The organism is Aquimarina sp. AD10, from assembly GCF_003443715.1.
Classification (GTDB): Bacteria; Bacteroidota; Bacteroidia; order Flavobacteriales; family Flavobacteriaceae; genus Aquimarina; species Aquimarina aggregata.
In genome coordinates this window covers 2,527,809-2,542,958 of sequence record NZ_CP031965.1, presented here as the reverse complement: position 1 = coordinate 2,542,958, position 15,150 = coordinate 2,527,809, and the positions used below count along the sequence as shown (strand labels likewise).

At 33.8% G+C, this 15,150-nt stretch carries 9 protein-coding genes; 6 read left to right on the top strand and 3 right to left on the bottom strand.

Annotated features, from left to right (window positions below):
* Positions 1-341: 341 nt before the first annotated feature.
* A complete protein-coding gene (locus D1816_RS10460; protein ID WP_066312579.1) occupies positions 342-875 on the bottom strand; it encodes a DUF2911 domain-containing protein in 534 nt (177 codons plus the stop codon).
* A gap of 257 nt (positions 876-1,132) precedes the next feature.
* Between D1816_RS10460 and asnB the strand changes: the two genes are divergently transcribed.
* Positions 1,133-2,797 (top strand): asparagine synthase B, encoded by a 1,665-nt coding sequence (gene asnB, locus D1816_RS10455; RefSeq protein ID WP_118502717.1) that lies wholly within the window; start codon positions 1,133-1,135, stop codon positions 2,795-2,797.
* A 373-nt stretch (positions 2,798-3,170) separates the two neighbouring features.
* On the opposite strand, the gene D1816_RS10450 is transcribed toward asnB, so the two are convergent.
* The gene (locus D1816_RS10450; RefSeq protein ID WP_066312577.1) at positions 3,171-4,340 is read right to left on the bottom strand and encodes a M12 family metallopeptidase; all 1,170 of its coding nucleotides are present in this window, start codon (positions 4,338-4,340) and stop codon (positions 3,171-3,173) included.
* A gap of 542 nt (positions 4,341-4,882) precedes the next feature.
* Here D1816_RS10450 and gyrB point away from each other — a divergent pair.
* The 5 genes from gyrB (at position 4,883) to secDF (ending at position 13,027) form a co-directional block, all read left to right on the top strand.
* The gene (gene gyrB, locus D1816_RS10445; protein ID WP_118502715.1) at positions 4,883-6,823 is read left to right on the top strand and encodes a DNA topoisomerase (ATP-hydrolyzing) subunit B; all 1,941 of its coding nucleotides are present in this window, start codon (positions 4,883-4,885) and stop codon (positions 6,821-6,823) included.
* Between the two features lie 87 nt (positions 6,824-6,910).
* Positions 6,911-7,912 carry a DUF6588 family protein gene (locus D1816_RS10440; RefSeq protein WP_118502713.1) on the top strand — a complete coding sequence of 334 codons (1,002 nt, stop codon included), beginning with the start codon at positions 6,911-6,913 and terminating at the stop codon, positions 7,910-7,912.
* 88 nt (positions 7,913-8,000) lie between these two features.
* A complete protein-coding gene (mdh, locus tag D1816_RS10435) occupies positions 8,001-8,927 on the top strand; it encodes a malate dehydrogenase (protein ID WP_066312572.1) in 927 nt (308 codons plus the stop codon).
* Positions 8,928-9,152: 225 nt separating this feature from the next.
* A complete protein-coding gene (locus tag D1816_RS10430) occupies positions 9,153-9,767 on the top strand; it encodes a hypothetical protein (protein ID WP_118502711.1) in 615 nt (204 codons plus the stop codon).
* Between the two features lie 230 nt (positions 9,768-9,997).
* Positions 9,998-13,027 carry a protein translocase subunit SecDF gene (gene secDF / locus D1816_RS10425; protein WP_118502709.1) on the top strand — a complete coding sequence of 1,010 codons (3,030 nt, stop codon included), beginning with the start codon at positions 9,998-10,000 and terminating at the stop codon, positions 13,025-13,027.
* A 190-nt stretch (positions 13,028-13,217) separates the two neighbouring features.
* On the opposite strand, the gene D1816_RS10420 is transcribed toward secDF, so the two are convergent.
* Positions 13,218-14,987 carry a tectonin domain-containing protein gene (locus D1816_RS10420; RefSeq protein WP_118502707.1) on the bottom strand — a complete coding sequence of 590 codons (1,770 nt, stop codon included), beginning with the start codon at positions 14,985-14,987 and terminating at the stop codon, positions 13,218-13,220.
* Positions 14,988-15,150 lie beyond the last annotated feature (163 nt).

Here is a 15,150-nt window from a genome sequence, read left to right as displayed (position 1 = left end):
TTTTGTCACTCTGTGTATGTTATCGATAAAATCTTAAATTATAACTAATTTATATATAAATCATTGACATCATGTTATTAAGATGTTATATTTGTTCAATTAATTAAAAATAAAAATATGGGGCTATTTTACACAAAATTTAGAATTACTTTTAGAATTGTAATGGATTTTTTATCTGAATTACCAGGGGCGTCGAGTCACGCTATTCACAGATAAGATATCTAAGGAAAAAATTGTATTATCATTTGATAATAGTATAATCATTCATTTTGGGCTTGAATGATCATTAGAAATAATAGCTCGGTAACTTAGTTACCGAGCTATCTTTTTATATATACTTATTATAGGTAAAAAGGAACTTCTACACGTGCAGTATCCCATCCCATAACCATGTGGTAACCTTTGTCTACTTTTTTAAAGGCTATAGAAAATACTTCTAAAGCGTCTCCGGAAGCAGCTGGTACTTTTATTCTTGCAACATCTTTGCTTTCGTCATATGTATATGCACCCCATACATCTAGAGTAGAACTAAGTATAATTGTCCATTCTTTTTCTCCAGGAATAGTAAAAAGTGAATATGTTCCAGCTTTTACTGTTTTGTCTCCCATTTTTACATCTTTAAAGAACTTAATTTCAGTAGCTTCGTCAGCCCCGGTTCTCCAAACCTTGTCAAATTTTACTAATTCTCCAAAGACTTTTCTTCCTTTTTTCTGAGGACGACTATAAACAACTTTAATTGCTGGCGCAGCATTTCTATCTGCTTTGGCATATGTAATATCTGTTGGACTTTTTTGTAATCCAGCAAATTTTTGCGCAGTAATAGTAGATAAACTACCTAATAGCATAATTGCTACAAGTAAGAGTGATTTTTTCATAATAGTGATTTTATTTTAATTATTGACGTAAAGATATAGGCGAACTTACAAGCTAAATGTTAATCGAGTCTATAATTTCTGTTAAATATTAAGAATAACAGATTGATAGTATGTCTTCAAAATTTTAATAAAATAGTTGTTATTCATTATAAATAATCTTGTTTTAGTTATAATTATTAATTAAAAGATGTTTTTATGTTTAATAAATGTAATCTATATCTCATATTTGAATTCTCAAATAAAAGAAAAAGAAGATTATGTGCGGAATTGTATGTGCTTTTGATTTAAAGCAAGATTCAGAGGTGTTAAGACCTCAATTATTAGAAATGTCAAAAAAAATTCGTCATAGAGGCCCGGATTGGAGCGGTATATATTCAAATACAAATGCAATACTTGCTCATGAGCGTTTAGCAATTGTAGATCCAGTTTCAGGAAAACAACCTTTATTTAGCGAGGATAAAAAGTTAATACTAGCAGCAAACGGAGAAATCTATAACCATAGTGAGTTACGTGAGCAATTTAAAGGGAAATATAATTTTCAAACAGAATCTGATTGCGAAATCATATTGGCACTTTATAAAGAAAAAGGAGTAGACTTTTTAGATGATCTTAATGGTATTTTTGCTTTTGCTTTATATGATGTAGAAAAAGATATTTATTTAATTTCTAGAGACCATATGGGGATTATTCCATTATATATGGGGTGGGATCAAAACGGAACGTTTTATGTAGCATCAGAACTTAAAGCCTTAGAAGGTGTTTGTTCAAAAATTGAATTGTTTCCTCCAGGTCATTATTTATATGGTAACGATAGTGAGTTAAAAAAATGGTATGTTAGAGATTGGTCAGAGTATGAAACAGTAAAAGAAAACCAAACTAGTATAGATGAGCTTAGAGATGCTTTAGAGGCTGCGGTTCATAGACAATTGATGTCTGACGTCCCTTACGGAGTTCTTTTGTCAGGAGGATTAGATTCTTCTGTAACTTCTGCGATAGCAAAGAAGTATTCAGAAAAAAGAATAGAGTCTGGAGATACTAAAGAAGCTTGGTGGCCTCAATTGCATTCCTTTTCTGTGGGGTTAGAAGGATCTCCAGATTTAGCTGCGGCACAAAAAGTGGCTGACCATATAGGTACTGTGCATCATGAAATAAAATTCACAATACAAGAAGGATTAGATGCGATTAAAGATGTGATTTATAATTTAGAAACCTATGATATCACAACTATTAGAGCGTCTACGCCAATGTATCTTATGGCAAGAGTGATTAAGTCAATGGGCGTGAAAATGGTACTATCCGGCGAAGGTGCAGATGAAATTTTTGGGGGTTACCTTTATTTTCATAAAGCTCCTAATGCACAAGAATTTCATGAAGAAACAGTACGTAAATTAGATAAACTACATATGTACGATTGTTTACGAGCTAATAAGTCATTGGCTGCTTGGGGTATTGAAGGACGTGTGCCATTTTTGGATAAAGAATTTATGGATGTAGCAATGCGAATCAATCCTAAGGATAAAATGATCAATGGAGAACGAATGGAAAAATGGGTGATTCGTAAAGCATTTGAGTCTTACTTGCCAGAGAGTGTAGCATGGAGACAAAAAGAGCAGTTCTCTGATGGTGTAGGGTATAGTTGGATAGATACTTTAAAAATGGTGGTAGATAACGAGGTGTCTGATGAACAAATGGCAAATGCACATTTCAGATTCCCGATACAAACACCACAAAACAAAGAAGAATTTTACTATCGTACAATATTCGAAGGACATTTTCCTAGCGATGCAGCAGCTTTAAGTGTGCCGCAAGAACCATCTGTCGCTTGTAGTACTAAAATTGCATTAGAGTGGGATGAAGCCTTTAAAAACATGAATGACCCAAGTGGAAGAGCAGTGGCTAATGTACACGATGAAGCGTATTAAAATATTTAAGATAACCAACAGCCTTTATAGCTGAAAGTTGAGTAAATTGAGAAGTAAAACCCCGAAAAATCTTTCGGGGTTTTCGTTTGTGATAACTTAAATTTAATGTTGTTTAAGTATTTTTATACTTATGGTATTGATGTGTTTTGAATGGTTGGAGTTCCAAACAGCGTCTTTTGTATGTTTTGTCTGCTTGGATTTAAGGGTGGTGAGATAATAGAGAAATTGAAAACAGTTTTTTCATCGCGATAGGAGTGAGTGATAGTGTGAAAAGCAAAGAAATTAAAATTGTTTTAAATTAAAACTTAAACGTATTAAAAAAGGCTATGGTGAAAACCATAGCCTTAATGTTATAATGAATTTAAAAATGTTCTTAATTAGCACATTGTCCTAAATTAGACCATCTTCCATTACTTTGTAACTCGTATAAGAATCCTTGAAAAGTAACTCGATCTCCAGCTCTATATCTTGTACCTCTATTATATGCGGCTACACCCTCGCAAATATCTTGAGGAGTTGTTGCATCACATTCTTTGATACGATTCCATCTAGAAAAATCTCTTTCATATAAAGAACCTCTGTAGGTTACTCTGTCTCCAACAGTATATTGTCTTCCTCTTACCCATTCGTCAACGCCTTCGCAAGTGTCAGTGTCTCCACCGCCATCACCACCGTCACCACCTGGGTATAATTGGTTGGTTCCTGCAATATCACCAGCAGATAATCTTGATCTAAACGGTATACGACTACCGTCTAATTCTAACATTACCGGTTGTCCATTTTTAGAAAATGTGAAACTACTATAGATCATAATAGATTCTACATCAAATCTTCCTGGATTTACTGAGTTGTTATCTACTCTAAATTGGCTAATAGCTCCATCTTGAATATTTTCTGGAAAAATTCGAACAAATTGATCCCTGTCACTACGATTTTGCTCATGTAAATACCCTAAAGTATGCCCGATTTCGTGTGTCATTACTCCAAACCCAGTTCTTACTCCCATATTGATAGTACCACGAGTACCCTGAACTCCAAGAGATGCAGAGGCACAATTACATTGAGCACCACTGTTACGGATTGTTACATAAAAACTTTCATTAGTTCTTTCTTTGAAACGAATATTAGTTTTGTTTTTCCATTCATCCATAGCATCAAAAGTAACTTGACGTTGATTACTTGATAAACTGTTGTCTAGAACATAAATAATGGTATTGTTGGGCCATTTTCTAACACCTCCAGCTAATCCTAACTTAGGATCTGAACTTAAACCTGCGCCTGGTTCTGGATTAGCGTCATACGCTACTATTTCATCAGAAAGTTGAGCTGAGTCAAATAAAACATCTCCAAATTTAAAAGTATTGTTTCCTATGTCTTCAACTTGTATTAAGTCTCCTTTAAAATATTTGTCAACAAGTTGTTCTTGTTCTCCACCAGTTTCTTCTGGTAAGTCTTCAATACTCTCATTAGAACAAGAAGTAAAGAAAAGTCCCAAACTTAATGCAGATACTTTAGCGAGATTAATAAGATTTTTAGTTTTCATTTTTTGTAAATTAATTGTTTTGAGTTTGTAAATTATTTCAGTGCTGATAACTGATTTGATGAGCCCGATATTTCAAATGAGCAGGTTAAAAGTATTGTAAATAGTGTTAATTCCTGTTAACAGTTGATTATTCGTTAGGGATTAGTTATTAAGCGTATTCGTTTTTTTTGAATTTGTAAATTAAATAATAGTACTTGTATAAATAATTAAAAATTTGATGGGATGTATTGTTGAAAACGATCACACTAAAAGAGGGTCGAGGTTGGGAAATATAAAGTAGACCGATACAAAGAAATTATGATAATGATTTTAAAGCCTCCAGATCGAGTTTTAGAAATGTTATAGAAATTATAAAATAACAGCAAATCTTGTTTAAGGTTGTTTTTAGCTATTTTAAGCGAGTTTTTTCTTTTTCTGGTACTTTTCTTAACGAATTGTTGATAACTCTTTAAATCATCTTTGGTAAAACCCTTTCATCCTTTTACTGTTTTTTTATCTTTGTTTGTTGTCAAAAAAATAAAATAATTAATAAGGGATATTTTATGAGCGAAGAAGCTAATAAGAAAAACTATTCAGCAGACAGTATTCAGGCACTCGAAGGAATGGAGCACGTACGTATGCGTCCGTCGATGTATATTGGAGATGTAGGGTCTCGTGGTTTGCACCATTTAGTATATGAGGTTGTTGATAATTCTATCGATGAAGCATTAGCTGGATATTGTGACGCTATAGAGGTTACTATTAATGAAGATAATTCTATTACAACCAAAGATAATGGTCGTGGTATTCCTGTAGGGATACATAAAAAAGAAGGTGTCTCTGCTCTTGAAGTTGTAATGACAAAAATTGGAGCTGGTGGTAAATTTGATAAAGATTCTTATAAAGTTTCTGGTGGTTTACACGGGGTTGGAGTTTCTTGTGTGAATGCATTATCTGATCATTTGCATGCAATTGTGCATAAAGATGGTAAGGTATGGGAGCAAGAGTATGAAAGAGGTAAGCCTATGTATCCTGTGAAATCTACAGGCGATACTGATTTTAATGGTACGATCGTTACATTTAAACCAGATGCAAGTATTTTTCAGCAAACGCTAGAGTATAATTATGATACGTTGGCAAGTCGTATGAGAGAATTGGCATACCTTAATAAGGGTATTACGATTATCTTGACAGATTTGCGTCATCAGGATGAAAAAGGAAATAATGTTTCTGAAACTTTTCACTCTCAAGAAGGATTAAAAGAATTTGTAAGATTTCTAGATGCTAGTCGTAGTTCGATCATTGCAGAAGTGATTTCTATGGAGGGTGAGAAAAATGATATTCCTGTAGAAGTTGCTATGATTTATAATGACTCCTATGCAGAAAACTTACATTCGTATGTAAATAATATTAATACTCATGAAGGAGGTACACACCTTTCTGGTTTTAGACGAGGGTTAACAGCTACTCTTAAAAAATATGCAGATGCTTCAGGGTTATTGGATAAATTAAAGTTTGAAATAGCGGGAGATGATTTCCGAGAAGGATTAACGGCAATTGTATCTGTAAAAGTTCAGGAGCCACAGTTTGAAGGGCAAACAAAAACCAAATTAGGAAATAGAGAAGTAACATCTGCAGTGTCTCAGGCTGTGTCTGAGATGTTAGAAAATTATCTTGAAGAAAACCCTAATGATGCCAAAACCATTGTGCAAAAAGTAATTCTTGCTGCTCAGGCACGTCATGCTGCCAAAAAAGCACGTGAGATGGTACAACGTAAATCCGTAATGAGTATTGGTGGTTTACCTGGTAAACTTTCGGATTGTTCAGAGCAAGATCCTGCATTATGTGAAGTATTTCTTGTCGAGGGTGATTCGGCAGGTGGAACTGCAAAACAAGGACGTGATCGTATGTTTCAGGCAATTCTTCCACTTCGTGGTAAGATATTGAATGTAGAAAAAGCCATGCATCATAAAGTTTTTGAAAACGAAGAGATTAAAAATATATTTACTGCCTTAGGTGTTACAATCGGTACAGAAGAGGATAGTAAAGCATTGAACCTTTCAAAATTAAGATATCATAAAGTAGTTATTATGTGTGATGCCGATGTCGATGGTAGTCATATCTCTACTTTGATTCTTACCTTCTTTTTCCGTTATATGAAAGAATTAATCGAAGCAGGACATATTTATATTGCAGCACCACCATTGTATTTAGTGAAAAAAGGAGCTAAAAAACAATATGCATGGAATGATGATCAACGGGATAGAATCGTTAAAGAATATGGAGAAAATTCGAAAATTCAACGATATAAAGGTCTTGGAGAGATGAACGCAGAACAGTTGTGGGATACTACAATGAATCCGGAGTTTAGAACAATGAGACAGGTAACAATAGATAATCTAACAGAAGCAGATAGAATTTTCTCAATGCTTATGGGAGATGAGGTTCCACCACGTAGAGAATTTATCGAGAAGAATGCCGTTTATGCTAATATTGATGCATAAATAGTATTTTAAAAACGTATTTAAAATCCGCTATATCTTGGTATAGCGGATTTTTTTTATATTGCACTGCCTATTAAATCTAAACTTATGAAAAAACTTACAGTATTAATCCTTTTGTGTTTGAGTCAAGTTGCCTTTTCTCAAACAGATATCGATCAAATCCTTGAAATAGGTGTCGAAAATGCACAGAAGTTTAGTGAGGATTATTTTGCCCCTGCTGGCGAAGCTCTGATTAATAATATGTCTAACGGTTGGTATACAACAGCAAAAACAAAAAAACTTTGGCATTTCGAAGTGGGATTTGTGGGTAACCTTTCTTTTGTGAGAGAGGATAAGCAATCCTTTATTTTAAATGTAGTCGAGTATAATAATTTGACCTTTAGTAATGGTCAGTTTAGTCAATCAGTAGCAAGTACGTTAGGAAATAATACAGATAATATTTCTGTAATTATTAATGAAGGACAAGCTTCTGAGTTAGAAGTTGTGTTACCAGATGGTATAGGGAGTTCTGTAATTAAATCTTTACCGTCGGGCTTTATTCAAGCATCAATGGGATTAATAAAAAGTACCGAGGTTAAGATACGTGTTTTACCTAGAATAAAAGCAGTAGAAGATGCAGAGATACAGTTATATGGTATAGCATTTCAACACGAAGTTACAGATTGGGTGTATTCATTAAGAAGATGGCCAGTTAAACTTGCAGCCCTAATTGGGTATACAAATGTAAAAGGATTTTATGATTTAAATGCAAATACCGGCGTTGTAGGAACAGATCAAGAAGTTCGCTTAAATTCTAACTCTTGGTTACTTACTACGATTGTATCCACCAAAATGCCTGTTTTCAATTTTTATGGTGGTTTAGGGTATTATTTTGGTGCTAATAATGCAGATTTATTAGGGACATATCAAATTCAAAATGGACCATTCACTTCAGATGAAATTACAGATCCTATTAGTGTTAAAACAAAAACAAAAGGAGTAAAGGCGACTTTAGGAGCTAGAGCGACTTTTGGAGTTTTTAAAGCTAATCTGGATTATACACTTCAGAATTTTAATAATCTGTCTTTAGGACTTAGTTTTGGCTGGTAATTAACACTTTATTTGTTAATTAATTCATTAAAGAATTCGTATTTTCGCGGGACAAATAAATTTTTAATTTCATTCAAAAAAATATATCATGAAAGTTACAGTAGTAGGAGCTGGTGCAGTAGGTGCAAGTTGTGCTGAGTATATTGCCATAAAGAATTTTGCTTCAGAAGTAGTATTGTTAGATATCAAAGAAGGATATGCAGAAGGTAAGGCGATGGATCTTATGCAAACTGCGTCGTTAAACGGATTTGATACAAAAATAACAGGAACTACAGGGGATTATTCTAAAACTGCTGGGAGTGATATTGCTGTAATTACTTCAGGAATTCCTCGTAAACCAGGAATGACACGAGAAGAGTTAATAGGAATCAATGCAGGGATCGTAAAAACAGTTTCTTCTAGTTTGATAGAGCATTCTCCAAATACAATTATTATTGTAGTAAGTAACCCTATGGATACAATGACGTATCTAGTGCATAAAACCACAAACCTTCCTAAGAACAGAATTATAGGTATGGGTGGAGCATTAGATAGCGCTCGCTTTAAATATAGATTAGCTGAAGCTTTAGGAGCACCAATATCTGATGTAGACGGAATGGTAATTGGTGGTCACAGTGATAAAGGAATGGTTCCTTTAACAAGATTGGCAACTAGAAATAGTGTTCCTGTTTCAGAATATATTTCTGATGAAAGATTAGAGCAAGTAGCAGCTGATACCAAAGTAGGTGGAGCTACACTTACTGGATTATTAGGAACATCTGCTTGGTATGCACCAGGAGCCGCAGTGTCTGGATTAGTGCAGGCAATAGCTTGTGATCAAAAGAAAATATTTCCTTGTTCTACACTTTTAGAAGGAGAGTACGGGTTAAATGATCTTTGTATCGGAGCTCCAGTTGTTTTAGGTAGCAATGGTATCGAAAAAATAGTAGAAATAAATCTTAGCGATGCTGAAAAAGCAAAATTAGCAGAAAGTGCTGAAGGTGTTAAGAAAACAAATGGATTATTAGAATTATAATCTAAATAACAATATTTTAGAATAAGGAGCTACTGAATGAAGTAGCTCCTTTTTTTGTTTAGAAATACTGTGGCTACAGTTTTAATTGATTGTTTTTGTGATTTTAGATGGGTCTTTTAGTGTTAAGTTTTTGCATGTCAAATAGTTACTAATGTTGGGAAAAGGATAATAGATATTTGTAAGAAGAGGTTATAAATGCAGTTTATATTTTTTATATTTGCGACGATGAAGAAAAAATGGTATTTCGGAATTTTGATTACTGCATTTACAGCGCTTGTTGTAATGCAGGATAATGCCGTTATACCAAATCAAGAAATTGTATTAGAATTTGTTGATATAGAGATTAGTTCTCAGGAAGCTCAAAATGCCGTAGCATCAGTAAAAATAAAACTAGAATCTTTAGGAGTAAAAAATCCAAAAATTTCTAAAGAACTAGAAAAAGGAAAACTTAAAATTTCTTACTACAGTGATGCAGATGCGAGTTTTATAAAAAAGATACTATCTAAAGAAAAAAATATAGCGCTTGATCATGTTTTATATGATCAAAATAATAAAGAAAACCAGTTTCCTAAACACAAAAATCTTAAAGACTATAATCTAGATGTCTATGAACTTCAGAAAAGCTTAGACTCTGATGTTGATTTTAATGGGAAATATGTTTTAGAAATAGAACAAGAAGGATATGCTAATTTTAGTGCTCTTAATTTTATTACATTATCAAACGAAGATGATGTATACCGGCGCGTTAGAGTAGCTCAAAAAGTAAATGATCGTATTGCAATAGCAATAGATACTATTTCTTATGTAATTCCCGAGGTAAGAGCTGGCCCAATTTCTTAATCGGAATTCGAAGCTTTTAAAGATTCCCTACTACTATAGTTTTTTATTAAAAGTTACACATCACTTTTGTAAAGTGATGCCAAAAAGCAGGTAAACTTTTCAATAGAGCTGTTGTCAATAAACTGATAACACTCAATCACAAAAAAGTAAATAATTTATAAACAACTGTTAAATCTTAAATGAGCTATAAAGATGCTTGTTTGTATAGATTTGACTAAAATAACTCAATAATGCAAAATAAAGGTATTGTTAGGATATTTGCGGTTTTATTTGGTTTGGTATGTATTTACCAATTATCATATACGTATTTGACCTACACAAAAGAAAAAGAAGCAGAAGCTTATGCTATACAAAAACATCCAGGAGAAGATGCTTCTAGATTAAGAGAAGTAGCACAACGTGTATATTTAGATTCTATTGGTAAAGAAGAAATCTTTGCTGGTATTTCATATAACGATGCAAAGGATAAAGAGCTTAATAAAGGGCTTGACCTTAAAGGAGGTATTAATGTTATTCTACAAATTTCTGTAAAAGATATTTTAAAAGGATTAGCAAATAATTCTAAAGATCCATCTTTTAACCAAGCATTGCTAGCTACAGACGAGCTACAAAAAAATAGTCAGAATAATTATATAGACGATTTCTTTACTGAGTTCGGTAAAATTCCTGATGCTAAACTAGCATCTCCAGATATTTTTGCAAACAAAAACCTGAGTGATGATATCATTTATGATATGACAAACGATCAGGTAGAGCCAGTGCTTAAAAAGAAAATAGATGAGTCTATTGCTTCTGCATTTGAAGTGTTACGTAAACGTATCGATAAATTTGGGGTTACTCAACCAAACATTCAACGTCTGGGAGAATCAGGGCGTATTTTGGTTGAACTTCCAGGTGCCAAAGATATTGAGCGTGTAAGAAGTTTAGTAACTAGTACAGCTCAACTTGAATTTTGGGACGTGTACAAGTCTGAAGAAATGTTTTCTTTCTTGTTTTCTGCCAATAACTTATTAAAAGAACAAACGGATAAGGTTGATAAGATTAAGGAAAATGTTGAAGAGAATACAGAAGTAGATAGTACAAAAGTAGATACTACTCAAGTTGACTCTCTTAAAACAGATGCAGATGCTGCAATTGATGATCTATTAGCAGATGCAGAAGATTCAACAAATATAGAAACTCAAGTAAATCCTTTATTTGATCTTGTTGCTGGTCAAGGGGGTCAAGGAGGTCCAGTACTTGTTTCTGTATTAAAAAAGAATGCTGATCAGTTCATGGCATATCTTAATGATCCAAAAGTAAGAGCGTTATTACCTGCAGAGCAGCGATATGCGAAATTTGCATGGGGTAAAGCAGAAAAAGATTCTGAGATTTTAGATTTATATGCTATTAAAGGCAATCGTGATAATAGCCCAGAATTAAGTGGTGGAGTTATTACAGATGCAAGACAAGAATTTAACCAGGTTGGTAAAGTTACTGTTACTATGCAAATGGATGGTAAAGGAGCTAAGAAATGGGAAGAAATGACAGGTCGAGCATTTACGCAAAGAAGTCAAATTGCAGTTGTGCTTGATAATGTAGTGTATTCTGCACCAGGTGTTACTACAGGAGCAATTAGTGGAGGAAGAAGTGAGATCACCGGAGATTTTTCTATTGAAGAAGGGCAAGATTTAGCAAATGTATTAAGAGCAGGTAAATTACCAGCTTCAGCAGATATTATCCAAAGTGAAGTAGTAGGACCATCTTTAGGTCAAGAAGCTATTGACAGTGGTATTATGTCATTTGCTATTGCATTAGTATTAATATTAATTTGGATGATATTCTACTATGGTAAAGCAGGTGCTTTTGCAGATGTAGCCTTAGTAGTTAATATTCTATTTATTTTTGGTGTATTAGCTGGTTTAAAAGCAGTATTAACGTTACCTGGTATTGCAGGTATTGTATTAACCATTGGTATGTCGGTGGATGCAAACGTGTTAATATTTGAAAGAATTAGAGAAGAGCTTGCTAAAGGCAAGTCACAAGCCGATGCTATAAAAGATGGATTTAGTAATGCATTATCTTCAATCTTAGATGCAAACATTACTACAGGTCTTACAGGATTAATCTTATTGATTATTGGTACAGGTCCAATTAAAGGTTTTGCAACTACATTATTAATAGGTATTCTTACATCATTATTTACAGCGATTTTTGTAACAAGATTGTTTATTGATGGTTATGGTAAAAATGGTAAAGAACTTGCATTCTCTACGGGAGCAACTAAGAACTTGTTTAAAAATGTAAATATTGATTTCTTAAAGAAACGTAAGGTTGCTTACGCAATTTCTTTAGTGATCATTTTAGCAGGAGCAGGTTCATTAGCAACTCAAGGGTTGGATTATGGTGTTGATTTTGTAGGAGGTAGAACATATACTGTGCGTTTTGCAAAAGATGTTGTACCTACAGATGTTGAAAAAGATCTTGTAGCAACTTTTGAGAGTGCTCAAGCAAAAACATATGGATCAAATAATCAATTAAAAATTACAACAAAGTATAAGGTTGATGAAACAGGTGAAGAAGTTGATGCAGAAATTTCTAATAAACTATATGCTGCGTTACAACCTTATCTAACAGATGGATTGACATATGATCAGTTTGCTAATGGGGATGAAGATAAACAGGTAGGTATTATGTCTTCTATGAAAGTTGGACCTACTATTGCCGATGATATTAAACAAGCAGCTTTTTGGTCTGTATTAGGGTCATTAATTGTAGTGTTTATGTATATTTTATTACGATTTAGAAGATGGCAATTTAGTTTAGGAGCAGTAGCCGCTGTATTCCACGATGTTCTTATTGTATTAGGGATCTTCTCACTTACCTATAAGTTCATGCCGTTTAATATGGAAATTGATCAAGCATTTATTGCAGCCATATTAACGGTTATTGGATATTCATTGAATGATACGGTGGTGGTATTTGATAGAATTCGAGAGTTTTTTAAAGAACATACTGGCTGGTCATTAGATAAAAATGTAAACGGAGCTTTAAATAGTACATTAAGTCGTACGTTAAACACCTCGTTAACTACTTTATTAGTGCTTATAGCTATCTTTATATTTGCTGTGCCTTTAAGAGGATTTATGTTTTCATTAATAATAGGGGTGTTAGTAGGTACGTATTCTTCATTGTTTATTGCAACACCAATAATGCATGATACAATTAGGAAAGTTGGACTTAAAGATAAAGCACCAAAAGAAGAAGAAAAGAAAAAGTAATTTCAATGGGTTTAACTTTTATAGTTGAACCCTTTTTTTAAATATTGATAGAGACTATTATAGAATTTTGACTATACGTCTTTGATAATATTAAAAACCCCCAAGAATTAAATTCTTGGGGGTTTTTAATGTTAATACCAATACTAATGTTTTAGTGAAAACCAATCATACTTTTTAAATATTGAATAGGTTATAAAACAAATTTGATCGTTTTAGTTTCACCGTTAAGTACAACTTTGGCAATATACATTCCAGAAGCTAAAGTTCCCTCAATTAGTCGAACAGTTAGATTTGTCGAAGGAGTGTTAAAAGATTTTGAATATACTTTTTGACCTGAACCTAAAACACTATATACATCAACTTTAAGATCACCTCCGTTTTGAGACTTAATATTTAAATCAATGTTTCCATACCTTTCATGTACCGCGGATAAGCTAAAAGCGCTGGTATCTGATGTTATTTTTACAGACTTGGCAGCATTGGCCATTCTATAAATTTTGGTATTTACGTCTGTTATCCATACCGATCCATCTGTACCGCATCCGACATCATTTACATTTTGTCTCATATTGGTCCAAGTATTGTTAGAAGAATTATATCTATAAAGGGTGTTATTATTAGTTACTACCCATGCTCTTCCTTGTCTGTCAACATCAACTCTTGTTGCTCCGCCACCACTGGTTTGAGACCAACTGTTGTTATTATAAAAGAAAATTCTACCGCTAGAATCAACTCTGTATATAGAGCCACTAGTACCGCTACAACCAATATCTACGGCATTGCCAGGAATTCGTGTCCAGTTTCCTCCATCTCTCCTGTAAATCTGATTGCCAGCATTCACTACCCATGTTCTACCTTGATTGTCTACATCTACTTTTAATGCTGTACCTCCTAATCTACTAAAGTTATTATTAATGCTATTATTATTTTTTGAAGAAATCTGGCTATTTGTCTCTGTAATTGAAACACCAAGTCCTGCGCCAGCATCTTGTACATTTCCTCTAATGAAACTCCAAGAATTACCATTTCTTGCATACATCTGTCCACCTGCGGCAACCACCCAGGCTTTACCAGCATTATCAACAGATACGTTTGAAGCGCCTCCACCAATTTCGACCCATCCAGAGCCACCAGGAGGGTTACCGCCCCCAGATTTTGGTTTCCAAGTTCGTATGTATTTAAACCTAGCAACCTTTTGGTATCTGTTATCTATAGCACCTTCGACCTGTTGGATAGAGGGAAAAGGTGTCATCCAACTATAGGTTTCTGTATTAAGCAAAGCATGCATGGGTTCAAGAGTGCTGTTTGTAACTAAGTCTCTTACTAAATTTCCATCTAAATAAAAATGAATTCGACTTCTACCGACCCAATGTAATCCGTAGGTTACAAAATCAGTACTAACTGTTTTTCCGTTAGGTAGGGTAAATGATTGCGGTTGTGGTTGATCGTTTGTAAAATTAGGTTGTGGATTGTGAACGTTTGTATTATGTTGATTTCTTGAAGCAATACCTCCAAATGCTTCTTGAATATCGATTTCATCGGCTCTACGGTTAGCATCCAGATCATTGTTTACTAACCAGAACCCCGAACCTATTCGTAGTCCAGAGGCCTTGTATTGAGCTTCTATATACATTCCTTGTTTCATGGCTTTCGATGCGCTATATATAGCACCACATCTAAGATAATCTCCCTGACCATTTCTGTTTTGGACAGACGTTTCCATCCATAACTCTCCATCTCTAGTATAGGCATTTCTGCCTTGACCAAATAAGCAAGGTGTTCTTCCTTTCCAAAATGGGTGTCCGAATTTCCATTTGTTAGTGTTTAATGGATTGTTAAATTCATCAGTAATTTCGGGTACAGCTTCCCACGCTCCGGGGTTTTGTTGTATAGGTGATTGAGCGGTTACTCCCAGAAATGTTAAATAAACAAGTAGGGTAAATAAATACTTTGTTTTCATAGTGATATTTGTGTTAAGTGTTAGTTAACAACAAGTTATTGTTTAAAATAAGCGAAAACTTTAACTAAATTACCTTATGGTTGTATATAATTATCTTTTGTTGGTGTATTTATCTGGATATCAATATCTTCTGAATTATGTGGATGTGTTAGAACTCTTTAAC

Excerpts from the sequence above, each read along its gene's own strand:
- D1816_RS10460 (WP_066312579.1), bottom strand. The coding sequence starts at position 875 with ATGAAAAAATCACTCTTACTTGTAGCAATTATGCTATTAGGTAGTTTA.
- asnB (WP_118502717.1), top strand. The coding sequence starts at position 1,133 with ATGTGCGGAATTGTATGTGCTTTTGATTTAAAGCAAGATTCAGAGGTG.
- D1816_RS10450 (WP_066312577.1), bottom strand. The coding sequence starts at position 4,340 with ATGAAAACTAAAAATCTTATTAATCTCGCTAAAGTATCTGCATTAAGT.
- gyrB (WP_118502715.1), top strand. The coding sequence starts at position 4,883 with ATGAGCGAAGAAGCTAATAAGAAAAACTATTCAGCAGACAGTATTCAG.
- D1816_RS10440 (WP_118502713.1), top strand. The coding sequence starts at position 6,911 with ATGAAAAAACTTACAGTATTAATCCTTTTGTGTTTGAGTCAAGTTGCC.
- mdh (WP_066312572.1), top strand. The coding sequence starts at position 8,001 with ATGAAAGTTACAGTAGTAGGAGCTGGTGCAGTAGGTGCAAGTTGTGCT.
- D1816_RS10430 (WP_118502711.1), top strand. The coding sequence starts at position 9,153 with ATGAAGAAAAAATGGTATTTCGGAATTTTGATTACTGCATTTACAGCG.
- secDF (WP_118502709.1), top strand. The coding sequence starts at position 9,998 with ATGCAAAATAAAGGTATTGTTAGGATATTTGCGGTTTTATTTGGTTTG.
- D1816_RS10420 (WP_118502707.1), bottom strand. The coding sequence starts at position 14,987 with ATGAAAACAAAGTATTTATTTACCCTACTTGTTTATTTAACATTTCTG.